The organism is Acinetobacter boissieri (assembly GCF_900096955.1).
In the GTDB taxonomy this organism is placed as follows: Bacteria; Pseudomonadota; Gammaproteobacteria; order Pseudomonadales; family Moraxellaceae; genus Acinetobacter; species Acinetobacter boissieri.
Genome location: NZ_FMYL01000003.1, coordinates 159,408 through 181,598 on the forward strand (window position 1 = coordinate 159,408; position 22,191 = coordinate 181,598).

General features: G+C 38.0%; 22 protein-coding genes. 15 read left to right on the plus strand and 7 right to left on the minus strand.

Going from position 1 to position 22,191, the window contains the following annotated elements; genetic code table 11:
• Nucleotides 1–17 precede the first annotated feature (17 nt).
• From BLS38_RS04315 to gcvH, 6 genes are all read left to right on the plus strand, one after another.
• Nucleotides 18–647 carry an RBBP9/YdeN family alpha/beta hydrolase gene (locus tag BLS38_RS04315; RefSeq protein WP_092747110.1) on the plus strand — a complete coding sequence of 210 codons (630 nt, stop codon included), beginning with the start codon at nucleotides 18–20 and terminating at the stop codon, nucleotides 645–647.
• 29 nt (nucleotides 648–676) lie between these two features.
• Nucleotides 677–1,507 (plus strand): sulfate ABC transporter permease subunit CysT, encoded by an 831-nt coding sequence (gene cysT / locus BLS38_RS04320; protein ID WP_092747111.1) that lies wholly within the window; start codon nucleotides 677–679, stop codon nucleotides 1,505–1,507.
• Entirely contained in the window at nucleotides 1,507–2,379 is an 873-nt protein-coding gene (gene cysW / locus BLS38_RS04325) for a sulfate ABC transporter permease subunit CysW (protein WP_092747112.1), read from the plus strand. Before cysT ends, cysW begins: the two co-directional genes overlap by 1 nt.
• A 12-nt stretch (nucleotides 2,380–2,391) precedes the next feature.
• On the plus strand, nucleotides 2,392–3,459 hold the full coding sequence (locus BLS38_RS04330; protein WP_092747113.1) for a sulfate/molybdate ABC transporter ATP-binding protein: 1,068 nt from the start codon (nucleotides 2,392–2,394) through the stop codon (nucleotides 3,457–3,459).
• An 18-nt stretch (nucleotides 3,460–3,477) separates the two neighbouring features.
• Nucleotides 3,478–4,401 carry a CysB family HTH-type transcriptional regulator gene (locus tag BLS38_RS04335; protein ID WP_092747114.1) on the plus strand — a complete coding sequence of 308 codons (924 nt, stop codon included), beginning with the start codon at nucleotides 3,478–3,480 and terminating at the stop codon, nucleotides 4,399–4,401.
• 93 nt (nucleotides 4,402–4,494) lie between these two features.
• Entirely contained in the window at nucleotides 4,495–4,869 is a 375-nt protein-coding gene (gene gcvH / locus BLS38_RS04340) for a glycine cleavage system protein GcvH (protein ID WP_092747115.1), read from the plus strand.
• Between the two features lie 44 nt (nucleotides 4,870–4,913).
• On the opposite strand, the gene BLS38_RS04345 is transcribed toward gcvH, so the two are convergent.
• From BLS38_RS04345 to BLS38_RS04355, 3 genes are all read right to left on the minus strand, one after another.
• Nucleotides 4,914–5,933: a 3-deoxy-7-phosphoheptulonate synthase gene (locus BLS38_RS04345; RefSeq protein ID WP_092747116.1), complete on the minus strand. Its 1,020-nt coding sequence runs from the start codon at nucleotides 5,931–5,933 to the stop codon at nucleotides 4,914–4,916.
• Between the two features lie 417 nt (nucleotides 5,934–6,350).
• On the minus strand, nucleotides 6,351–8,216 hold the full coding sequence (locus BLS38_RS04350) for a SurA N-terminal domain-containing protein (RefSeq protein ID WP_092747117.1): 1,866 nt from the start codon (nucleotides 8,214–8,216) through the stop codon (nucleotides 6,351–6,353).
• Between the two features lie 131 nt (nucleotides 8,217–8,347).
• Nucleotides 8,348–8,620 (minus strand): HU family DNA-binding protein, encoded by a 273-nt coding sequence (locus tag BLS38_RS04355; RefSeq protein WP_092747118.1) that lies wholly within the window; start codon nucleotides 8,618–8,620, stop codon nucleotides 8,348–8,350.
• A 477-nt stretch (nucleotides 8,621–9,097) separates the two neighbouring features.
• Between BLS38_RS04355 and BLS38_RS04360 the strand changes: the two genes are divergently transcribed.
• The 8 genes from BLS38_RS04360 to fdx all read left to right on the plus strand — a co-directional run bounded on the left by BLS38_RS04360 (nucleotide 9,098) and on the right by fdx (nucleotide 15,192).
• Complete coding sequence (locus BLS38_RS04360; protein ID WP_092747119.1) at nucleotides 9,098–9,745, plus strand: hypothetical protein; 648 nt, start codon at nucleotides 9,098–9,100, stop codon at nucleotides 9,743–9,745.
• A gap of 109 nt (nucleotides 9,746–9,854) precedes the next feature.
• Nucleotides 9,855–10,328: an Rrf2 family transcriptional regulator gene (locus BLS38_RS04365; protein WP_092747120.1), complete on the plus strand. Its 474-nt coding sequence runs from the start codon at nucleotides 9,855–9,857 to the stop codon at nucleotides 10,326–10,328.
• A 1-nt stretch (nucleotide 10,329) separates the two neighbouring features.
• The gene (locus tag BLS38_RS04370) at nucleotides 10,330–11,547 is read left to right on the plus strand and encodes an IscS subfamily cysteine desulfurase (RefSeq protein WP_092747121.1); all 1,218 of its coding nucleotides are present in this window, start codon (nucleotides 10,330–10,332) and stop codon (nucleotides 11,545–11,547) included.
• A 70-nt stretch (nucleotides 11,548–11,617) separates the two neighbouring features.
• Nucleotides 11,618–12,004 carry a Fe-S cluster assembly scaffold IscU gene (gene iscU, locus BLS38_RS04375; protein WP_092747122.1) on the plus strand — a complete coding sequence of 129 codons (387 nt, stop codon included), beginning with the start codon at nucleotides 11,618–11,620 and terminating at the stop codon, nucleotides 12,002–12,004.
• Nucleotides 12,005–12,030: 26 nt separating this feature from the next.
• Nucleotides 12,031–12,351 carry an iron-sulfur cluster assembly protein IscA gene (gene iscA / locus BLS38_RS04380; protein WP_092747123.1) on the plus strand — a complete coding sequence of 107 codons (321 nt, stop codon included), beginning with the start codon at nucleotides 12,031–12,033 and terminating at the stop codon, nucleotides 12,349–12,351.
• A 79-nt stretch (nucleotides 12,352–12,430) separates the two neighbouring features.
• Entirely contained in the window at nucleotides 12,431–12,943 is a 513-nt protein-coding gene (gene hscB / locus BLS38_RS04385; RefSeq protein WP_092747124.1) for a Fe-S protein assembly co-chaperone HscB, read from the plus strand.
• Nucleotides 12,944–12,975: 32 nt separating this feature from the next.
• Complete coding sequence (gene hscA / locus BLS38_RS04390) at nucleotides 12,976–14,841, plus strand: Fe-S protein assembly chaperone HscA (protein WP_092747125.1); 1,866 nt, start codon at nucleotides 12,976–12,978, stop codon at nucleotides 14,839–14,841.
• Nucleotides 14,842–14,850: 9 nt separating this feature from the next.
• A complete protein-coding gene (gene fdx, locus BLS38_RS04395) occupies nucleotides 14,851–15,192 on the plus strand; it encodes an ISC system 2Fe-2S type ferredoxin (RefSeq protein WP_092747126.1) in 342 nt (113 codons plus the stop codon).
• Nucleotides 15,193–15,233: 41 nt separating this feature from the next.
• Here the strand turns inward: fdx and BLS38_RS04400 are convergent, their stop codons facing one another.
• The 3 genes from BLS38_RS04400 to mfd all read right to left on the minus strand — a co-directional run bounded on the left by BLS38_RS04400 (nucleotide 15,234) and on the right by mfd (nucleotide 20,761).
• Nucleotides 15,234–16,688 (minus strand): adenylate/guanylate cyclase domain-containing protein, encoded by a 1,455-nt coding sequence (locus BLS38_RS04400; RefSeq protein ID WP_092747127.1) that lies wholly within the window; start codon nucleotides 16,686–16,688, stop codon nucleotides 15,234–15,236.
• Nucleotides 16,689–16,737: 49 nt separating this feature from the next.
• Complete coding sequence (locus BLS38_RS04405; RefSeq protein WP_092747248.1) at nucleotides 16,738–17,172, minus strand: HIT domain-containing protein; 435 nt, start codon at nucleotides 17,170–17,172, stop codon at nucleotides 16,738–16,740.
• Between the two features lie 139 nt (nucleotides 17,173–17,311).
• On the minus strand, nucleotides 17,312–20,761 hold the full coding sequence (mfd, locus tag BLS38_RS04410; protein ID WP_092747250.1) for a transcription-repair coupling factor: 3,450 nt from the start codon (nucleotides 20,759–20,761) through the stop codon (nucleotides 17,312–17,314).
• A 368-nt stretch (nucleotides 20,762–21,129) separates the two neighbouring features.
• Between mfd and rpsT the strand changes: the two genes are divergently transcribed.
• A complete protein-coding gene (rpsT, locus tag BLS38_RS04415; RefSeq protein WP_092747128.1) occupies nucleotides 21,130–21,399 on the plus strand; it encodes a 30S ribosomal protein S20 in 270 nt (89 codons plus the stop codon).
• A 48-nt stretch (nucleotides 21,400–21,447) separates the two neighbouring features.
• Here the strand turns inward: rpsT and BLS38_RS04420 are convergent, their stop codons facing one another.
• The gene (locus BLS38_RS04420; protein WP_092747129.1) at nucleotides 21,448–22,167 is read right to left on the minus strand and encodes a histidine phosphatase family protein; all 720 of its coding nucleotides are present in this window, start codon (nucleotides 22,165–22,167) and stop codon (nucleotides 21,448–21,450) included.
• Nucleotides 22,168–22,191: the final 24 nt, after the last annotated feature.

A 22,191-nucleotide genomic window follows, 5' to 3' on the forward strand; every position in this document is an offset into this window, starting at 1 on the left:
CTTATAGGAGCAGTAATATGACTCAACAATACAATATTATTGTTCCTGGTGTGGGTGGTAGTAATGCATCACATTGGCAAACATGGTTAGAACAACGCCTCCCTCATAGCAAACGTGTCATACAACAGTGGGATCAGCCCATTTTAGAAGAATGGGTACAACAGTGGCTTAATACTATTGCCACAACGCAAGGGCAAAAATTACAAATTATTGCCCACAGCTTTGGTTGTTTAACCAGTATTGCAGCATTAGCTCAACATCCGCACTTACAATCACGTATTGAAAAGCTCATTTTAGTTGCGCCTGCCAACCCTGTGCGCTTTTCAAAATATGGTTTTGCCACACAAGACGATGATCATTTTCTCGAATATTTTAAATCACTAAAAATTACTGTGCCTACAGTCATGCTAATTAGTGAAAATGATCCTTGGCTCAACTTTGAAGATGCAAAATATTTTGCTAAACAATGGCAAGTCCCTTATGTTAATTTAGGAGAGGTCGGACATATTAATGTCGACTCAGGCTTTGGTGCTTTTCCTCAATTGCTACCTCATCTCGTTGCAATGCAAAAACAAAACATACGAGACCATGCACATTATGCATTGGTAGGAAGCCATAAAAATCATGTTTTAGTGCAGTCTATATGAAAAAATCGACTGCTATTTGAGAGATCATCATGCGTAACAACAAAGCTGTTTTACCAGGTTTTGGTTTATCTTTAGGTTATACAATTCTGTATTTATCTATTATTGTTTTTTTACCTTTGTCAGCAGTATTTATTAAATCTTTCGGTATTGGCTGGAATGGACTACTCGATATTATCCAAGACACTCGTATACTTAAAGCACTACAACTGAGCTTTACGACTGCATTTATTGCCGCTTTAGTGAATGTTTTTTTAGGATTACTCTTGGCATGGTGTTTGGTCAGATATACTTTTCCTGGCAAACGTATTGTCGATGCGCTGATTGACCTTCCTTTTGCTTTACCAACTGCTGTTGCAGGTATTGCACTGACGTCACTCTATGCCTCTACAGGTTGGGTTGGTCAGTACCTAGAACCTTTAGGCATAAAAGTAGCATACACCTCTACTGGGATTACATTAGCACTTATTTTTATTGGTATACCTTTTGTTGTACGTACAGTACAGCCCGTGCTGAGTGATTTAGAAACTGAACTTGAAGAAGCTGCCTCTGCACTGGGAGCAACACGCTGGCAAACCTTTATTCGTGTGATTTTTCCAATTATTTTGCCATCACTTATTACGGGGTTTGCCCTCGCTTTTGCACGTGGTGTGGGTGAATATGGCTCTGTTATTTTTATTGCGGGTAACCAGCCTTATAAAACTGAAATTGCACCGCTCATGATTGTGTCAAGGCTTGAAGAATATGACTATGCAGGCGCCACAACCATTGCAGTCATTATGCTCATTTTGTCATTCACTATTTTGTTGCTAATTAATATTTTCCAATCTTGGGCAACACGCCGTACAGGGAGAAATGTCTAATGAGTGGCTCTAATCAACATCTTGCCAAACAATTACAAAGTAAGGATGCCACACGTGAGCCAGCATGGGTAAGGAAAGTTTTACTCAGCATTAGTATTATTGTTTTTCTCGGCTTACTCATTCTACCTTTGGTTCTCGTATTTATAGAAGCCTTCAGACAAGGTATCCAAGTTTACTTCCAAGCCTTGATTGAACCAGACACACTTTCTGCAGTTAAGCTTACTTTGCTCACTGCAGCGATTGCTGTACCTTTAAATATTGTCTTTGGTGTCGCGGCAGCTTGGGCTGTAGCAAAATTTAATTTTAAAGGTAAAACGCTACTCACTACCCTCATAGATACACCTTTTTCAGTGTCTCCTGTGATTGCAGGGCTCATGCTCGTGCTTATGTTTGGTACGCAGGGGTGGTTAGGCTCATGGCTTCAAACGTATAATATTCAAGTTTTATATTCTGTGCCTGCGATTGTATTGGCCACTATTTTTATTACTGTACCCTTCGTCGCACGAGAACTGATTCCACTCATGCAAGCTCAAGGCAATGAAGAAGAAGAAGCTGCTATTTTACTAGGTGCATCGGGCTGGACAACCTTTTGGAAAATAACACTACCCAATATTAAATGGGGCTTACTCTACGGCGTGATTTTATGTAATGCACGTGCAATGGGGGAATTTGGTGCGGTATCTGTCGTCTCTGGTCATATTCGTGGTGAAACCAACACCTTACCTTTACACGTAGAAATTTTATATAACGACTACAGCTATAGTGCTGCTTTCGCTGTAGCATCACTACTCGCATTCTTAGCCATACTCACCCTTATTATTAAAACATGGGTAGAGATTCGCCAAGAAAAAAACAACTCAAGTACCACATAGGGAGCATGTAAAATGAGTATCCAAGTTAAAAATATCGAAAAGCATTTTGGTAATTTTCACGCTCTCAACAATATTAGCTTAGACTTTCCAGAAGGCCAATTAGTAGCTCTACTCGGCCCATCAGGTTGTGGTAAAACCACCTTACTTCGAATTATTGCAGGATTAGAACAAGCAGATTCAGGAAAAATTATTCTTGAAGGTTCAGATGCAACTAAAACACATGTCAGAGAACGCCAAGTTGGCTTTGTATTCCAACACTATGCGCTTTTCAGGCACATGACAGTTTTTGAAAATGTTGCTTTTGGCTTACGTGTACGTCCAAAGTCTACACGCCCCTCAGATGCAGAAATCAAACAGCGTGTACGTCAACTCCTAGAACTTGTACAACTTGACTTCTTAGCAGACCGTTACCCATCACAACTCTCCGGTGGCCAACGCCAACGTATTGCTCTTGCCCGTGCTTTAGCCGTAGAGCCACGTGTTTTGCTGCTTGACGAACCCTTTGGTGCACTCGATGCCAAAGTACGTAAAGAACTCAGACGTTGGCTACGTCACTTACATGATGAATTACACATTACTTCTATTTTTGTAACACATGACCAAGAAGAAGCTCTAGAAGTTGCAGACAAAATTGTCGTTATGAATAAAGGAAACATTGAACAAATTGGTTCACCTCGTGAAGTCTATCAACAACCAGAAACACCTTTTGTGTTCGACTTTTTAGGGCAAGCCAATCGTTTTGAAGGCACAACTCAAAATAATGTGTTACATATCGGCAACGACAGCTTAGAATTGACTTATAGCCACAACAAAACGGGTCATGTGACTGCATTTGCTCGACCACATGAACTTATTATTCACAGCACTGCTGTGGCACATGCGATTGAAGCAACTTTCTTGCGTTATGTTTGGGTCGCAGGCAAAATTATTGCTGAACTAGAAGATCGTAATCACAACCCCATTGAAATTTTTGTGTCATCTGAAGAAGCCAGTGCACAAACACTTAGTACAGGTCAAACAGTGTGGATTACTGCAAAGCATTTACATCTATTTGAAACCAAGCCATCATCTGTGGCCTAACAATAAGAGTACAACAACATGAATTTTCAACAATTACGTATTATTCGTGAAACGGTTAGACAAAACTTTAACTTAACCGAGGCATCTGCTGCTCTATTCACATCACAATCGGGTGTAAGTAAACACATTAAAGATTTAGAAGATGAACTCGGCGTTCAGCTATTTATTCGTAAAGGAAAAAGAATATTGGGCTTAACCGAGCCTGGGCAAGCATTACTTTCAGTGGTTGAACGTATGCTTATAGATGCAGATAACATCAAACGTCTTGCCGATGAATTTAATAAAATTGATGAAGGCACGCTTACCCTTGCAACTACACATACACAAGCACGTTATATTTTACCGCCAATTGTGAACTTATTTAAAAAACAATTTCCTAAAGTACATTTGGTTTTACAACAAGCCAGCCCGTCTGAAATTGTAGAAATGCTGTTACAAGGTCAAGCAGATATTGGTATTGCTACAGAATCACTCACAACAGAAGACAATCTGGCAGGTATTCCTTATTACACATGGCAACACAGCATTATTACACCTAAAGATCACCCACTAACAAAACTTGCTCACATTACGCTTGAAGATTTAGCACAATACCCAATTGTGACCTATCATGAAGGTTTTACAGGTCGAGCAAAAATCAACCAAGCATTTATTGATGCGCATTTAGATGCAGATATCGTCATGTCAGCACTCGATACAGATGTCATTAAAACATATGTTGAACTTGGGATGGGTATTGGTATTATTAACAGTATTGCTTACGATGAAAAACGAGATATTCATTTATCTCAAATAAAAACATCACTCTTTGATATCAATACGACATGGATTGCAGTGCGTAAAGGGCACTTACTGCGTGGCTATGGTTACGACTTTATTTCGCTATGCTCGCCTGAAGCCAACATTAAATCACTTAAAAAGGTCGCTTATCCAGATGAGTAATCTATAGTCATTCATAAAAAACCTGCTCATGACGATTGGCAGGTTTTTTCACTTCAATATACAATAAAACTTCAAATAAAATAGGACATCCTTATGAAGCACCCAGCAGATCGAAAATATGCCTCAACGCATGAATGGGCGAAAGTCGAAGGTGATTTAATTGTTACCGGTATATCAGATCATGCTCAAGATGCGTTAGGCGACTTAGTCTATGTTGAACTACCTGACATTGGAACACACATTGAAGCAACGACTCAAACAGGCGTTGTAGAGTCAGTCAAAACAGCATCAGATATTCACATGCCTATTTCTGGTACAATTGTTGAAGTAAACGAAGCACTAGATGATGATCCTGATTTTATTAATGATGACCCTTATGGTAAAGGTTGGATTTATAAAATAAAACCAGACAACATAAGCGATATAGACAAACTATTATCCAACACAGAATACGAAGCAGGATTATAAAAAACACAGGCCAATAGGCCTGTGTTTTCTTTTACATACGCTGTTTAAGTCGATAAATCTGCATAAACTTGCAGTACTAATTGCTCTGTTTTTTCCCAACCTAAACAGCCATCAGTCACTGACTGACCATACGTCATATTGCTAGAAATTTTCTGAGCACCATCGACCAAATGACTTTCAACCATTACACCTTTGACATGTGTTACAGATTTTTCTGCAATAATTTGCTTTAATATTGCAGGTTGTTTTAAAGGGTTTTTACCGCTATTTCCATGGCTACAGTCAATCACCAACGCTGGCATACGTTCGCCCACGACATCTTTAATCGTTTGCACTGATTCTGCATCATAGTTATTACCCGTATTTGCCCCACGTAAAATTAAATGTGGGAATGGGTTACCTAAACTACTTTTAAGTACAGGCCCACCATGCTGACCTAATGCAAAAAAATCATGTTTTGCAGCAGCAGATTGTATTGCATCTAAAGCAATTTGAACTGAACCATCTGTACCATTTTTAAAACCAACTGCAAAAGGTAGACTACTTGAAATTTCACGATGAATTTGTGATTCAGAAGTTCTTGCGCCAATGGCACCCCAAGTGATCAAATCATCAAAGTAACCAATTGCCATAGGGTTAAGAATTTCACTCGCAATGGGTACGCCCGTTTCAGCCAATTTAAGATACAGCGCTCTAGATTTTTCAATCCCTTGTTTTAAGTCTGCACTCTCATCTAACATTGGATCATACAAAAAGCCCTTCCAACCCACTGTTGTTCTTGGTTTTTCAATATACGCGCGCATAACTATGAAAATATGATCTTTTACTTCTAGTTGTAATTTTTGTAATTTTTTTGCGTACTCTACAACGGCAATCGGATCATGAATAGAACATGGTCCAATAATCAACAATAATCGAGGATCCTGACCTGCCAAAATGGCATCTACAGTATGTCTATACTGGGCAATTTGTGATTTAAGTACACTAGAAAGTGGCAAATCTTTTTTAAGTTGCTGTGGTGTAGGCAGTGTTTTTTCTTGAATGGGTGAAACAACAGTATTCATTATATGTCCTTTTATGGGGGTCGAAACCCTTAATTTATTTCTGGGAAGATCGTCTTTGATGCTGATTATCTTGGGCTACGTAAAATTTGCTATAAAAAAAGTAAAGGTTAAAAAGCTGGTCAGTCATGTGAAATCTCCAAAATATAATATAAAAAAAACCTGATTGGTATTTGCCCAATCAGGTTTATAAATGTGATGAGCAACCTATCTTTTGCCCATACGCATAAGGGCAGCTATCTAAAGTGCCAAAAGTATACGTATGAAAAAACAGATTGCGTCAACGAGGTCATGTATAGTCTTCAAAATAAATATGATCTCATTTTAAAATACGCTATTTTATTTATGCTGACAAGGGTTAATCATAAAATAATGTCACTGTATACGTTGTGCTATAACAGTGACATCAATACAAATGAATTACTTAATTTTTGCAACTGATTTTAAGTAATCGATATAATCTGCCAACTCTTGCTCACCACGAAGTTGTTGATAAGCCTTTGTTGCTTGCTGGACTTGCTCTGGTGTCAGCTTACTAAAAGCATCTCTATCTACTTTAGATACAGCAACGATCACCAATTCATCAGACAAATCTGCTGTACCTACTGACCACATACCCGCTTTAGGTACAGGCTGAGTAAATGCAACATTCGCAATATCTTTTCTCAAATTCTGACGACTAAATAGCGCAGGTTTTTCGAATTTAATATTACTTCTAGCAAGGACTTGTGTCGCAGGCTCTGTTTTAAATGCTTCAAGCGTGGTAGCAATTTTTGCTGTTGCAACTGCTGCAGCTTTTTTATTGAGCACAGTAGTTTTAATTGCATCTGTTGCTTGCGCTAAAGTTTGCAGACCTTCAGGGTAATAGTTACGTACTTTCAACCACAATGTTTCACCATTCGCTAATGTAATACTGGCTGAAATATTACGATCACCATTTTTAACTTCATTATTAAATAGTTTTGCTTTTACAGCAGGCTGACTCAAATACGGATTACTGGTCCACAGAGTCGCATTTTTAGCACTCTGAATGGTTGCAGTTTTTACTTGTTGCGTAATCACATCTAAAGCATCTGCACTCACTGCAGCATCGTTTAGTCCATTTACTGCATCTGTATATGCATTTGCAAGTTTACTTTTCTCCAAACTTGCTTGAAGCTGTGGTTTTTCTTGCTCAAACGACGCTATTTTTACAGCATCTGTTTTTACATCAATAATATGGTAACCGAAGTTTGTTTTTACAGGTGCTGATACTGTATTGTCTTTTAATAATTTAACTGCATCATCAAACTCTGTCGAACCTAATGTTCCTACTTGATAACCTGCAATTAAACCACCTTTAGCTTTAGATGTTGGATCTTCTGAATACTGTTTCGCAGCATCTGCAAAAGATAACCCTGCTTTAATTTTGGCTTCAACATCATTGACTAACTTCAGTGCATCTGCATCAGTACGCGTGTCTTTAGTAATCAAAATATGACGAACTTCTTTTGTCGCATTATTCTTTTGCGCATCTACATACTGTGTATATGCTTGTTGCAGTTCTGCATCTGTTATTGGCATCGTTTGCGCAAACATACTTGGCTTAACAACCACATAATCTACATCTAGAGATGCACTACGTCTAAACTCATTTTTATGCTTTTCATAGTAATTGGCAATATCTTGATTCGATACTGTGATTCCTTTTTTATACTCATCTAGCTTTATACTTGATAAATATATCTCTCTTTGCTCAGATTGTAAGTTTACAAAGTTTTCAACACCTTGCTTACTGGTTAGAGCATAACTTGATGCTGTTGCCGTAAGCATTTTTAAAGCATGATCTTGCTTTAAATTCGCCAATAGTGCTTCTTTCGTAATACCACGACTACGTAAATAGTTCCCGAATACTTCATTACTAAACTTGCCATTGACTTGAAAATCAGGCAACTGAGACAACATTTGTACAAATTGAGTATCACTCATTTGAATGCCCAATTTGCCTGCTTGTTGTAACAGTAATGTTCGAGCAATTAAAGTATTAAGCGCCGACTCTCTAATCACATCTGTATTCAAAAGAGATTCATCTCCTTGAACATACTGTAAATACTGTTGTTGATAAGATTTTACCAACTCATCAAGCTCTTTATTTGAAATATCCTGACCATTGACTTTTTTAGCAACATCTCCCTTGTTTGATCCACTAAAATAGCCTTCAATACCCACAAGCGCCAAAGGAATTAGGAATAAAACAAGTAATACAATACCTAACCAACCTTTAATCAGTTTACGAAACGATTCCATCTGTATTCCAATATCTTATTTGTTTGCAATTCTAACTGAAATCACACCATCAATGCATGCATTACGCCAGATTTATTTAGTCGTCTGCATAAAAAAACGCGCCTTCGGGCGCGCTTTTGTGCAAGTTGTGATTAACCAACCGCATCTTTCAAGCTCTTACCGGCTTTAAAGCTTGGTACTTTGCCTGCTTTAATTTGTAACTCTTCACCAGTTTTTGGGTTGCGACCTGTACGAGCTGCGCGTTCTTTTACAGCAAATGTGCCAAATCCAACTAAAGTGACTGCATCACCCTTTTGTAGTGCTTGTGTAATTGAAGCAATCGTTGCGTCAAGTGCTTTACCAGCATCAACCTTTGACAATCCCCCATTTTGTGCAATGTTATCAATCAATTCTGATTTATTCATGAAGCTTATGTCCTCTAATATAGTCTATTTAAGATCTAGTCATGTTCTATCTCTTGCCTCAGTGCCTTTATATCAATGCTTTGGGGCAAAAGGCAAGACTCTGTTATGGCTTTTCATACTTTTTAATTTTAAAAAAACAAAAAAAATACCAAAACGAGTATATTTCATCAAAACATACTGTTTTAAACACTTTTACTTGACCTCAAGCCACAATATCTACACGTTAAAGCAACGACTTACAGATATATACCTGCTATATAACAAGATGTCTAAGAAGTATGCAACAATACGTCATTAAAGGGGATAACCTTGCTACACATTTACTTTTCATCTATTTTAAATAGCCACTATAAAATCGCATTGAATTGGTTGGCTAAAGTAAAGTGAGCTAAAGCTGAGTTAAGCAACTTAAGTCATAAGACAAACATAAATACGCCCAGAATGTGTATAACAACATTTTATTGAGGATGCCTCATCATGAACACACCAACAGAAGAAAAAAAATTACTTTCTTTCTTACTTGAAGCACTCATGATTGGTTTAGAAACATTTTACAGCTTTGTTTTTAAACATGACAATGTTATACAACAACAAGCTGTGCCTTTCGTAAACAATAATATTGCGCTTAAAGTCAATTGTTATATTCCTTACTTCAATTTTTATGTCAGCTTTTCAAAGAAAGGGTTGTTATTTAATTTAAATACACCCGAACAAAAAACGATACTTGAAGTCAGTAGTACTATTTTCGGCTATGTTCAAGCATTGGCTTTAGGAAACAAAAAAAGTATTTATGGCATAAAAATCTATAGTGAAGATGCAACAACAAAAGATCAACTTCGTGACTTTTTACTTTCTTTATCACTGCCACATTTAGGCAGTGATTGGAAAAAATGGCTTTTCACACCTAATCATAGGAAAGATACTACAAGTGCTCCACTTCGTACATCTGCCTTACTTGAAAAAATAGATGAACAACGTGCTAAAATCAATCACTTATATGTTGAAAATAAACAGCTTAAAAATCGTGTTCGGCATATCAAATCATCGCAAAAACGAATAAACATTATCTTTTTTATCATTACATTAAGCTTAATTATTGCGTTAATATATAGTCATATTCATTAAAAAAAGTGATGTATTTACACAACCACTATTTTTATTGAGTTAAAACTTGACTATTTTAGTCAGGATTCTTAAAATTGTAATCTCTAGTCTTAAATATGTGTATCGAGTCATGCGCCTAACTACTCGCGGTCGCTACGCAGTGACTGCCCTTTTAGATCTTGCGTTACAACCAGCAGACAAAACAATTACGCTTACTGAAATAGCAACCCGTCAGACTATTTCAGTGGCTTACTTAGAACAACTTTTTGCTAAACTTAAACGTCACGGCCTCGTATCAAGCGTACGTGGTGCAAATGGTGGTTACCACCTTGCAAAAAGCGCAGATGAGATCACAGTTTTAGATGTGATTGAAGCTGTGAACGAAACAGTCGATGCAACACGTTGTGACCATCAAGGCAATTGTCAAAATGGTGCAATGTGCCTTACACACGACCTATGGCATAATTTGTCAAACCACATTGAAAATTATTTAGCAAAGATATCGCTTGCTGACCTTACTTCTACCAAGAATGTACAGACTATAGCTATCCGCCAAAAATCAGCACATATTGATTCAGCCACATTACAGGCGACAGGTATTTAACATGAAACGTCCAATCTATCTTGATTACGCAGCAACAACACCCGTAGACCCTATTGTGGCAGAACGCATGATGGCGTGTCTTACATTTGAAGGTGATTTTGGTAACCCTGCTTCACGCTCACATGCCCATGGTTGGCAAGCTGAAGAAAAAGCAGAATATGCAAGAGAACAAGTTGCTAACCTTGTAAAAGCAGACCCTCGTGAAATTGTTTGGACTTCTGGTGCAACCGAAGCTGATAACCTAGCACTCAAAGGTATTGCTCAATTTTACTCACAAAAAGGTAAACACATTGTTACCAGTAAAATTGAACATAAAGCAATTTTAGATACTTGCCGTGAGCTTGAATCAGAAGGCTTTGAAATCACTTACATTGAACCAGAACCAAAAACTGGTTTGATTACACCACAAATGGTTGCTGACGTACTACGCCCAGATACCGTTTTAGTATCACTCATGATGGTGAATAACGAACTGGGTACAGTTACAGATATTGCAGCAATTGGTGAGCTTACACGTGCCAACAAAACATTTTTCCATGTTGATGGAGCGCAAGCAGCGGGTAAAGTAGATATTGATTTAAGTACACTACAAGTCGACTTAATGAGCTTTTCTGCGCACAAAGCGTATGGCCCGAAAGGAATGGGGGCACTCTATGTACGCCGTAAACCACGTGTACGTCTAAAAGCACAAATGCATGGTGGTGGACACGAACGTGGTATGCGTTCAGGCACACTCGCAACACACCAAATTGTAGGTATGGGTGAAGCATTTGAACTTGCGGGCAAAAATCTTGTTGCTGAGCAAGCAAGACTACGTATTTTACGTGATCGTCTTTGGAATGGTTTACAAGATTTAGAACAAGTCTTTTTAAACGGACATCCTGTTCATAATGTTGCAAACTTCTTGAATATCAGCTTCAACTTTGTTGAAGGCGAATCACTCATGATGGCACTCAAAGATATTTCAGTATCAAGTGGTTCAGCATGTACATCTGCAACATTAGAGCCATCTTATGTACTTCGAGCGCTTGGTTTATCTGATGAACTCGCTCATAGCTCAATTCGTTTTAGCTTTGGTAAATATACGACTGAAGCAGAAATTGACCACGTGATTGCAATCACAAAGTCAGCTGTTGAAAAGCTACGTGACCTATCTCCACTTTGGGATATGTACAAAGACGGGATTGATCTTTCATCGGTTGAATGGGCTGAGCACTAATCTCACCAACCTTTCAATTGAATCACATATATTACAGAACTTAGGTAACCCCCAGGTTAGGAGAAATATCATGGCATATAGCGAAAAAGTAATTGATCATTACGAAAACCCAAGAAATGTTGGTGTATTAGACAAAAATGCAGCAAATGTTGGTACAGGCATGGTCGGTGCGCCTGCATGTGGAGATGTCATGCGCTTACAAATCCAAGTCAGTGACGAAGGAATTATTGAACAAGCGCGTTTTAAAACATATGGCTGTGGTTCAGCCATTGCATCAAGTTCTTTAGTGACTGAATGGCTTAAGGGCAAAACTTTAGACGAAGCACAAGCCATTAAAAATATTGATATTGCAACTGAACTTGCCCTTCCTCCTGTAAAAGTACACTGTTCAGTACTTGCAGAAGATGCAATCAAAGCTGCAATCGAAGATTTTCGTACTAAAAAATCTAGCGTTTAAATACCCTAACCACTGATGGAGTTTTCATGATCCACTTAACCGAAAGTGCTGCAACACATATTCGCAACTACATTACAAATCGTGGTAAAGGCGAAGGCATTCGTGTAGGAGTGAAAACTTCAGGGTGTTCAGGCTTAGCATATGTTCTAGAATTTGTAGACAATATAGACCAACATGACCAAATATTTGAGAATTTTGGGGTGAAAATATTTATAGACCCTAAAAGTCTTGTTTATATCAATGGTTTAGAAATGGACTATGTTAAAAATGGTTTAAATGAAGGTTTTGAGTTTAACAACCCTAATAAAAAAGGGGAATGCGGCTGTGGTGAATCATTTACTGTTTAAGTCTTAAACAAACTTTCATCCTTTTATCATATCCTTTAAACGGTGTTTCACCGTTTTTAGCTTTTTATGGCAATGACGTATGAACTATTTTGAACAGTTTGATCTTCCTGAACAATTAGATCTTGACCTAAATGCACTTAAAGCTAATTTTCTGAAATTGCAACAGCAATACCATCCAGATCAAGCAAAAGATAAAAATGCTGCACTGATTCAATCCAGTGAAATCAATCAAGCCTATAAAATACTCTTACAGGTCGACTCGCGTGCAGGCTACTTACTCAAGTTACATCAACAAGACCAACATCTTGACCAATCTATTCATGATTTAGAGTTTTTACAATCCGCTCTAGAGTTTAGAGAAATACTTGATGAAGCAACATCTACCGAAGAACTTGATCAGCTAAAAAAACAGATTCAATCACATATTCAAGCCTTAACGAATACTTTCAACGCGCATTTCACCCAACAACACTGGTTAGATGCTCAAGATAGCGTTAGAAAATTACAATTTTTCCAAAAAGTTTTAAACGATATAGATAAAGCAGAAGAAGACATTCTAGATCAACACATAAATTTAGATGATGACTTCTAATTCACTTTACACTTATCAAGGATTTTTAACACATGGCCCTTTTGCACATTGCAGAGCCCGGACAATCAAGTGAGCCGCATCAACACCGTATCGCCATTGGTATTGATTTAGGAACAACTCACTCTTTAGTAGCAACCATACGATCTGGCAAAGCACATGTACTGCCCGACCAAGATGGCCATGTATTACTCCCATCAGTAGTGCATTATGCGGCTGAAAATACCTCGTATGGTTACGCAGCTCAAAAATTTTTAGTCCATGACCCAAGTAATACCATTACGTCTGTAAAACGTTTTATGGGTCGTTCTCAAGCAGATATTAAATTTCAACACCCATATCAACTCATGGGTACAGCACAAGATATGCCAACATTTCAAACAGCTGCGGGTCAAAAAACGCCTGTTGAAATTTCGGCTGATTTGCTCAAACAGCTCAAATACCGTGCTGAACAAAGCGTAGCTCAACAAATACAAGGTGCTGTTATCACTGTACCTGCCTATTTTGATGAAGCTCAAAGACAAGCCACGCGTGATGCTGCACAGCTAGCAGGACTCAATGTACTGCGCTTACTCAACGAACCCACTGCGGCAGCTGTTGCTTATGGTTTAGATCAAACATCTAAACTAGAGCTTGACCAAAACTATGTCATTTATGATTTGGGTGGCGGTACATTTGACGTATCTATTTTACGTTTTTCACAAGGCGTATTTGAGGTATTGGCTACAGGCGGGCATACTGCTTTAGGTGGTGATGACCTAGACCGCCTGATTGTAAAATGGCTGAAGCAACAACTCAATCTTGAAAATATAGATAACACGAGTTATGCAAACTTTATTAACGCTGCAAAACAGGCAAAAGAAGCATTATCTACACAAACCCATGTGAATATTGCTGTTGAAGAACATAGTGTTGAATTAGATCGATTAACATTTGAAACAATTATACAGCCTGCTTTAGACCGTACCCTACACGTATGTAAACGTGTACTGAGAGATGCTAAGCTCGAGCTGAGCGAGATCAAACAGGTTGTATTGGTTGGTGGTTCAACCCGTTCATATGCGGTTCAAGATGCTGTCGAGAAGCTATTCAATCAAACACCGCTGTGTAGTATTAACCCAGATGAAGTGGTTGCAATTGGTGCTGCAATGACTGCAGATCAACTGATTGGTAACAGTACAGAACAGGCTTTACTACTTGACGTGACTCCACTTTCTCTTGGTTTAGAAACCATGGGGGGATTAGTCGAACGTATTATTCCACGTAATACTGCTATTCCAATTGCACGAAAACAAGAGTTTACCACGTATAAAGATGGTCAAACTGCAATGTTGATTCATGTACTACAAGGTGAACGTGACTTAGTTGAACATTGTCGATCTCTTGGTCAATTTATTTTGCATGGCATTCCACCCATGACAGCAGGTCAAGCACGTATTGAGGTCACTTTTCAAGTCGATGCAAATGGCTTACTTTCAGTATCTGCACAAGAAACCACCTCCGGCATACAAGCAAATATCGACATCAAACCCTCTTATGGTTTATCTGATGCAGACATGGAACGTTTACTGCTCGATGGCTATAAATATGCAGAAGAAGATAAACATTTGCGTCATTTGCACGAAACCAAGATGGAAGCAGAACGTGAACTAGAAGCACTCACTCAAGCCCTTACAGCAGATGCTCAATTGCTTAATGAAGAGCAACTGTTAAAATTGCAGCACGTTCAGCAACAATTAGGTACTGCATTACAAAGTGACCAAATTGATAACATCGAAAGTGCAGTAAAGCAATTAAAGCAACAGAGTGATCAATTTGCTGCTTTACGAATGAACCGTCATATTGACCATGCCCTCAAAGGCACTAAACTTGATGACTGGTCCACCCCAAGTACTAAATAGGTAACCGATATGCCACGTATAAAAGTCCTTCCTCATGCACAGTTTTGTCCAGAAGGTGCAGAATTCGAAGTTGAAGAAAACAGCAACTTGTGTGCAAGCCTCCATGAGCACGGTATCAAAATTGAACATGCATGTGATATGTCATGTGCTTGTACGACCTGCCACGTTGTTATTCGTAGAGGATTTGATGGCCTAGACGAAATGAATGATGTAGAGGCAGATTTACTTGACCGTGCTTGGGGACTTGAACCTGACTCTCGTTTATCTTGCCAAGTTAAAATTGTAAATGAAGATTTAGAAGTAGAAATTCCAAAATATACAATTAACCACGCTTCAGAAGGCAGTCATTAACAGCCTAGATAAGATAAATGCTTAGACTTTATTCTAAGCATTTATTCCCTATCTAAAATTTCAATCACTTCATCACTCAGTGTTAACTTAGCAACACCTTGAGTCGTGGTTATATTTTTTTGATTTTTGAGCGTTTCTGTCATTTTTTCTAAAATGCTAATGAGTTTAGTATGCTCATAGTGCTGTATTTCTTCTAAATTCAACAGTAAATGAAAGCCTTTATAGTTATAGTCAAACCATTGCTGCATATCTGCAGTATTACCCGTATATTTTTCCAAAATTTGCCACGTGTTCATAGGGTTTTGCATACCCTTAAGTTGCAAGTGTTGTTTTGGAATACAAATAAACTGATCTTTCACTAAGCTATATGTACTGTCTGCAACTAAAATCTCATCAATATCAGCAACAGCTTGTAAACGAGATGCTAAATTCACATTATGACCAATGACAGTGTAAGACATACGGTAATTTGAACCATAGTTTCCGACGTGGCAATATCCTGTACTCACACCCATACGAATATGTAATTCAGGAAATCCCATTTTTAACCATCTTTCACGTAATACATGCATTTGTTGGCGCATCATAAGTGCCATTTCAATACACTTCTTAGCATCTTGCTCTAAACCATTCGTATGCGGATCACCAAAAAATATTAAGATCCCGTCTCCAATAAATTTATCTAATGTTGCTTCATATTTTTTAGCAATTTCGGTCATATGGTCTAGATAATCATTGAGTAAAAATGCCAACTCTTCAGGAGGCAAACTTTCTGCAAGCTCAGTAAAGCCTTGAATATCTGAAAAGAAAATCGTCATTTTCTTTCTTTTATAATCAATTTTAGCTTGTGTTTCACCACTCATAATTGACTGCCACAGTTGTTTTGGTGCATAGCGACTTAACTGCGTTGAAAATTGGACATAGCGGTCCATTTGCTCTTGATAATAGTGTTTCGTTTTTTTCACACGTTCCAAATAGTTTTTATAAAAATAAGAAACTGAGCCCAGAAAGAGTAAAAAGCATGAAAAACTATAAAGAACCAAATGTATTTGATTTAAATTAAAATAATTTTTAAAACCAAATGCTGAAATACTGGCCAAGTAAATGGTTGTTATGCCAATTGCACTTAAAGCTACTGTGGTTATAAATGAAGCTTTAAAGGTACTACCAATAAAAATAAGACTAATGATTAACAGCAAACTAAAAACGAGTGAAAAATGAACAGATGCAATTGCTAATGCAGCAACAATAACATCAAATACAAAAATACAGTGCCGTGCAATGGCTTCATTATTAATTTTATATTTTAAATAATAAAATGTTTTAATAGATATCGGTAATAAAATCACACTGGCAATTGGCACTGTCCAATAAACCAACCGCATGGTTTCATCTGTATAGTAAATAAAAACAGCAACAGAAAGTATCGTATATGCAACCGCACGATAAATGCTTTCTATAGCAAATCTATTCATTGAAATACGATCAAACAGCATCTATACACGCCTATGCAACCAGTATATTGATGAATATAGTGTGTATGAACTAATCCATACGCCAATCGAACGGCATATCACCCTGTCCACGTAAAGCAAGCATCAGAGTTTGTCGCATGTGTGATAATACTTCACTGCTGTATGGTACAGCATTTAAACCCCAAACAGCTTTTGGCCATGCTGTATCATTTTGATAGCGCACGACATGGTGAAAATGTAATTGAGATACGACATTACCAAGCGCAGCAACATTCATTTTATCTGCACGAAAAACTTTTGCTAATTGACTAGACAACCAGCTAGACTCTCTTAAGAATTGCTCTTGATCTGCCTGACTTAGCTCATATAACTCAGTAATACCTGGCACTCTTGGTACAAGAATCAACCAAGGGAATTGCATATCATTAACTAAGCGACAAGTCGATAATGGAAAGTCACCAACAAAAAAGGTGTCTTGTGCTAATTGTGGATGTAAACTAAACATATCTTTATAGATCATGACAGTAGAAGTTGCTTCATATTAACATATAGATGCTATTGTGAATATCTAAGCACTCTATTTGTGACAATATTTGCCAATAGAGTGCTGTCTTTAGCAACAATCAAAAGAAACCATGCCAATCTTATAAAAGCTTTTGCAGTAAATCTTTAATAAAAGCAATACGCTGTGCATATTCGGTCAGATTAACAGTAATTTTTAAACGTTGGCCGCCTTCCATTCTAAAATATGTGGGCTGTTTTTGCATGAGCTGAATAATCGTAATCGCTTGCACAGGTGTGGTTGGCGAAAACTCTACATATCCACCTTGGGCCGCAATATCAATTTTGTTAATTTCCAATTGTTCTGCAGTTAAGCGAATTTCATGCACTGCAAATAACTGTTTTACAGCGTCGGGCAATATACCAAAACGATCAATCAACTCCATGCGTATATGATTGAGCTTATCTAACGTACTGGTATTACTAATACGTTTGTAAAAAAGTAGCCGCTGGTGCGCATCTCCCAAATAACTATCTGGAATTAATGCAGGTAAATGTAAATTAATCTCTGAAGTTAAATTCAGTGGTGCATCAAAGTTTGCTGTTTTGCCTTTCTGTACTGCTTTTGTTGCTTTTTCAAGCATTTCCATATACAAACTATAACCAATAGTTTGCATCGAACCACTTTGTTTTTCACCGAGTAACTCACCTGCACCTCGAATTTCTAGATCTTCGGTGGCTAACATAAAACCAGCCCCCAAGTGAGAGGCCCTTTGAATTGCATCTAAACGCTTTTCTGCATCTCCTTTTAAGCCTTTAATTGACGGCACTAAAAGGTATGCATATGCTTGATGGTGTGAGCGACCAACACGACCACGAAGTTGATGTAATTGCGCTAAACCAAGCTTGTCCGCACGTTCAATAATAATAGTATTGGCATTCGGTACATCAATACCCGTCTCTACAATCGTTGAACATACCAAAACATTATGTTCTTTGTGATAAAACTGCTGCATAACTTGCTCAAGCTCACGTTCACGCATTTGACCGTGTGCAACAGCCACACGTGCCTCTGGCACTAAGTTACGAATATTTTCTGCGGTACGCTCAATAGTATCGACTTCATTATGCAAAAAGTAGACTTGTCCACCACGTAACAGCTCACGCAAAATTGCTTCTGTAATGGTTGCACTAGTCTGCTCTTGCACAAATGTCTTTACGGCTAAACGGCGTGCAGGTGGCGTCGCAATAATAGATAGATCACGCATACCACTAAACGACATATTTAAAGTACGTGGAATAGGTGTTGCGGTAAGAGTCAGCATATCAACATCTGCACGCAGTGCTTTAATCCGTTCTTTATCACGCACACCAAAGCGGTGCTCTTCATCAACCACCATCAGACCTAAATTTTTAAATACAATATGGTCTTGCAAAATTTTATGTGTACCAATCACAATATCTACTTGACCATCTGCTAGATCTTGAATGGTTTTTTGATGGGTTTTATTTGAGCCAAAGCGAGAAAGTACTTCTATACGTACAGGCCAATCTGCAAAACGATCTTTAAATGATTCATAATGTTGCTGTGCCAACAATGTGGTTGGTACAAGTACTGCAACTTGTTTACCATTTTCAACTGCCACAAAAGCAGCCCGCATGGCCACTTCTGTTTTACCGAAGCCTACGTCTCCACACACCAAGCGATCCATAGGTTTAGGTTGTTGCATGTCATGCAATGTCATTTCAATGGTATTGGCTTGATCTAAAGTTTCTTCATATAAAAATGAATTTGCAAATAAATGATACGCAGTATTATCGACTTTAAACGCAAAACTTGGTTTAGCCTGACGCCGTGCTTGTACGTGTAATAACTCAACAGCAACATCATGAATTTGCTCTAATGCTTTACGTTTAGCTTTATTCCAAGCATCTGTACCCAGTTTATGTAATGGTGCTAAATCTGGATCTCCACCGCTGTATCGGCTAATTAAATGTAAATTCGATACAGGTACATATACCTTCGCCTCACCTGCATAGTTTAATTGTAAGAACTCATGTGCCTGCCCATCTATTTCTAAAAAAACTAATCCCGCATACCGACCAACACCATAGTCTATATGTACAATTGGCGAGCCAATACTTAACTCAGTCAAGCTTTTAATTAAGAATTCTTCAGAAACTTCTTGCTGTCTTTTCTTACGGCGTTGAATGATACGATGTTCATACAGTTGGTTTTCAGAAATAATAACTAAACGCTCAGGCACATCTAAACCACGATCTAACGGCGCATTGGTAATCGCTAAACGATACTTTTTCTTAATGAAATCTGCATAAGAGTGAACCTGTTTAACTTCACCTAAATGCGGCCGCAGTGCATCTTTTAGTGACTCTCTACGCCCTGCTGTTTCTGCAACAATCAGCACATTCGCTGTTTGCGATACAATAAACTCACTCAGCTCGGCAAACGGATGTTGTTTTTTAATATCAACAGCCAATTTTTTGGGCAATTGGGCTGTTAAATTAACGACGCCCACCTTATCTGCTAATAAATTTTCAGACAGCTCAATACGGCGAAAAGTATTTATATGTTCTAATACTTGGTTTGGCTGTAAAAAAAGTTGCTCTGGTGCAAGAAGTGGCTGATCTAAGTTATGTCTACGGTCTTCAAAACGTCTATAGGTATCTTGCCAAAAATGTAATAAATCATCATCAATACCTTCATATGTAATGACAATAGAGTGGCGAGGTAAATAAGACGATACATAGCCGTCAGCCAACATGGCTTCTTCACTAAAGAACAGTGGAAAGTAAAACTCAATCCCTGGTGAAGAAATACCTTCAAGAATATCTTGATAAAATGGATTTTTTTTACTATTTGAACGTGGAAAACTCTGCGCGTAACGCTCACGAAACGTTGATCTACCCTCTTTCAATGGAAATTCTTTGGCAGGTAACACACGAAATTCTGTTAAATTTTCAGTAGTGCGCTGAGTTTCAGGATCAAAAAACTTTAAAGTTTCAATTTCGTCGTCAAATAGATCTATACGTATAGGCTGTGTTTGTCCAGAAGCATAAATATCCATAATACTACCACGTACAGCAAACTCACCGTGGTCGTATACAGAGTCAACTAAATGATACCCTGCTTGAATTAAACGTTTTTTCTGTATTTCCAAATCAAAGTGGTGACCAATTTGAATATCAAAATGTTCACCTAAAAGCCAAGAAGTGGGGGCGACACGCTGAGAAAATGTAGATGCTGTCAGTAATAAAACGCCACTGCTTGGCATATCGGATAAAATGGCTAAACGCTCTGACACAATGTCTTGATGAGGTGATAAGCGGTCGTAAGGCAAAATTTCCCAATCTGGAAACACAAAGGCGTGTATTCCATAAAAAGCCAGTTCACTCTCGAGTTGCACAAGATGTTGCGTGTTTTTTGCCACTATCACAAAAAGTTGTTTTTTCTCTGTGGCTAAAATTTCTTTCATCAGCAAACTGATTGCAGACCCAGTTACACTACCTAACCAACGTTTTTGTTTGTGTTTTAACTGATCTAACTGGAGTGCTGAAATTTCTTTTTCAAAAATAAACATAGACCGAATACATCATCTGCATTTTCATAAAGCTAGATATTAGCATGTATCTAAGCGTATTGTTATGTTCTAATTTTGCACAATGATTGACTTAGACGAAATAATAAACGGCCTATTTTATGAAATTATTTTAAAAACATGAAATGACTATAAAACATACAATACAAGAAAATTTATAGACTTTGTAAGCACATTTAAACATTTAAAAGAAAACACACGGCTTTGCTGACCGAATAAGGGTTGACTTCATCGCTGTGATTCATCACAATATCGCACTTGTTTACGGGCTGGTTAAGGGAAACTGTCGTAGTTTCGGTTTTGTTTCAGCCCGCCCAGACCAATCTAATTCAAGGAGTGCAAGAGTGGCAAACTCTGCTCAGGCAAAAAAACGTGCACGTCAAAACGTGAAAGCACGTAAACACAACGCAAGCTTGCGTTCAATGGTTCGTACTTACTTAAAACGTACGTTAAGTGCGATTGCTTCTGGTGACTATGCTGTTGCTACAGATGCTTATAAAAAAGCAGTTCCTGTAATCGACCGTATGGCTGACAAAGGCATTATCCACAAAAATAAAGCTGCTCGTCATAAGAGCCGCTTAAATGCACAAGTTAAAGCACTTGCTTCTAACTAAGTTGTATTAAGTAAAAAAGCCTCCTTTAAGGAGGCTTTTTTATATTTGTTAAAGCTGGGGTTTATCAAATACTTTGCTTATTGCTATACGATAAACATTACCACGCCAAATCCATACCAAATCACTTTTTAAAAATTCTACACCTTCGAACCACAAAAACATGCCTTCCATCATTTGTGGCCAATGGTGTTTCTCTAAAGCACCTACACCACTTAAGTGTGCATAAATTACTGCCATAATGGTGTCATGTGTCACAACAAGATGCATACCCTCACTTTGTTTCGTGAGTTGATATAGATCCGTCAAAATATCAAAAACACCTACTTGTACAGACTTCATACCTGGAACTTGTTCTTTTAAAAAAGCATTCACAAACCCTAAAGCACCATATTGTTTAAATGAGGGCGAAGCTTTTTCTATATTCAGTACAAAACTACCCGGTTCAACCAATAATGGATTACAGACCTGCTGTAGACTAGGCAAAGTATTTTTACCTGCACCGAGCAACATATAGCGACTTGTATCTACACAGCGCTGAATAGGGCTTGTACTGGCACTAGCAAAAACAACGCCTTGCATTGCTAAGTGCCTACCCCATGCTTGTGCTAGGGCTACTCCATCTGGCGTAAGTTGCAAATCATAACCCGCTAATCCTTGACCATTTACAACTTCTCGAATTGAGTGTCTAGTCAATAACACAACAGGAATATTTTTGGGTAACAAAGCAATCGCATCAAGCATGTTTGCAGGGAGTTTCGCTAAAGTCATACTTTGCTCCTCAATAAAAATAAA

Bases quoted from the DNA above. Each gene is read 5' to 3' on its own strand.
- BLS38_RS04420 (WP_092747129.1), bottom strand. From the start codon at position 22,167: ATGACTTTAGCGAAACTCCCTGCAAACATGCTTGATGCGATTGCTTTG.
- BLS38_RS04335 (WP_092747114.1), top strand. From the start codon at position 3,478: ATGAATTTTCAACAATTACGTATTATTCGTGAAACGGTTAGACAAAAC.
- hscB (WP_092747124.1), top strand. From the start codon at position 12,431: ATGAACTATTTTGAACAGTTTGATCTTCCTGAACAATTAGATCTTGAC.
- BLS38_RS04345 (WP_092747116.1), bottom strand. From the start codon at position 5,933: ATGAATACTGTTGTTTCACCCATTCAAGAAAAAACACTGCCTACACCA.
- BLS38_RS04350 (WP_092747117.1), bottom strand. From the start codon at position 8,216: ATGGAATCGTTTCGTAAACTGATTAAAGGTTGGTTAGGTATTGTATTA.
- BLS38_RS04330 (WP_092747113.1), top strand. From the start codon at position 2,392: ATGAGTATCCAAGTTAAAAATATCGAAAAGCATTTTGGTAATTTTCAC.
- BLS38_RS04400 (WP_092747127.1), bottom strand. From the start codon at position 16,688: ATGCTGTTTGATCGTATTTCAATGAATAGATTTGCTATAGAAAGCATT.
- cysT (WP_092747111.1), top strand. From the start codon at position 677: ATGCGTAACAACAAAGCTGTTTTACCAGGTTTTGGTTTATCTTTAGGT.
- BLS38_RS04370 (WP_092747121.1), top strand. From the start codon at position 10,330: ATGAAACGTCCAATCTATCTTGATTACGCAGCAACAACACCCGTAGAC.
- gcvH (WP_092747115.1), top strand. From the start codon at position 4,495: ATGAAGCACCCAGCAGATCGAAAATATGCCTCAACGCATGAATGGGCG.
- hscA (WP_092747125.1), top strand. From the start codon at position 12,976: ATGGCCCTTTTGCACATTGCAGAGCCCGGACAATCAAGTGAGCCGCAT.
- BLS38_RS04360 (WP_092747119.1), top strand. From the start codon at position 9,098: ATGAACACACCAACAGAAGAAAAAAAATTACTTTCTTTCTTACTTGAA.
- BLS38_RS04355 (WP_092747118.1), bottom strand. From the start codon at position 8,620: ATGAATAAATCAGAATTGATTGATAACATTGCACAAAATGGGGGATTG.
- BLS38_RS04365 (WP_092747120.1), top strand. From the start codon at position 9,855: ATGCGCCTAACTACTCGCGGTCGCTACGCAGTGACTGCCCTTTTAGAT.
- BLS38_RS04405 (WP_092747248.1), bottom strand. From the start codon at position 17,172: ATGTTTAGTTTACATCCACAATTAGCACAAGACACCTTTTTTGTTGGT.
- BLS38_RS04315 (WP_092747110.1), top strand. From the start codon at position 18: ATGACTCAACAATACAATATTATTGTTCCTGGTGTGGGTGGTAGTAAT.
- iscU (WP_092747122.1), top strand. From the start codon at position 11,618: ATGGCATATAGCGAAAAAGTAATTGATCATTACGAAAACCCAAGAAAT.
- iscA (WP_092747123.1), top strand. From the start codon at position 12,031: ATGATCCACTTAACCGAAAGTGCTGCAACACATATTCGCAACTACATT.
- fdx (WP_092747126.1), top strand. From the start codon at position 14,851: ATGCCACGTATAAAAGTCCTTCCTCATGCACAGTTTTGTCCAGAAGGT.
- cysW (WP_092747112.1), top strand. From the start codon at position 1,507: ATGAGTGGCTCTAATCAACATCTTGCCAAACAATTACAAAGTAAGGAT.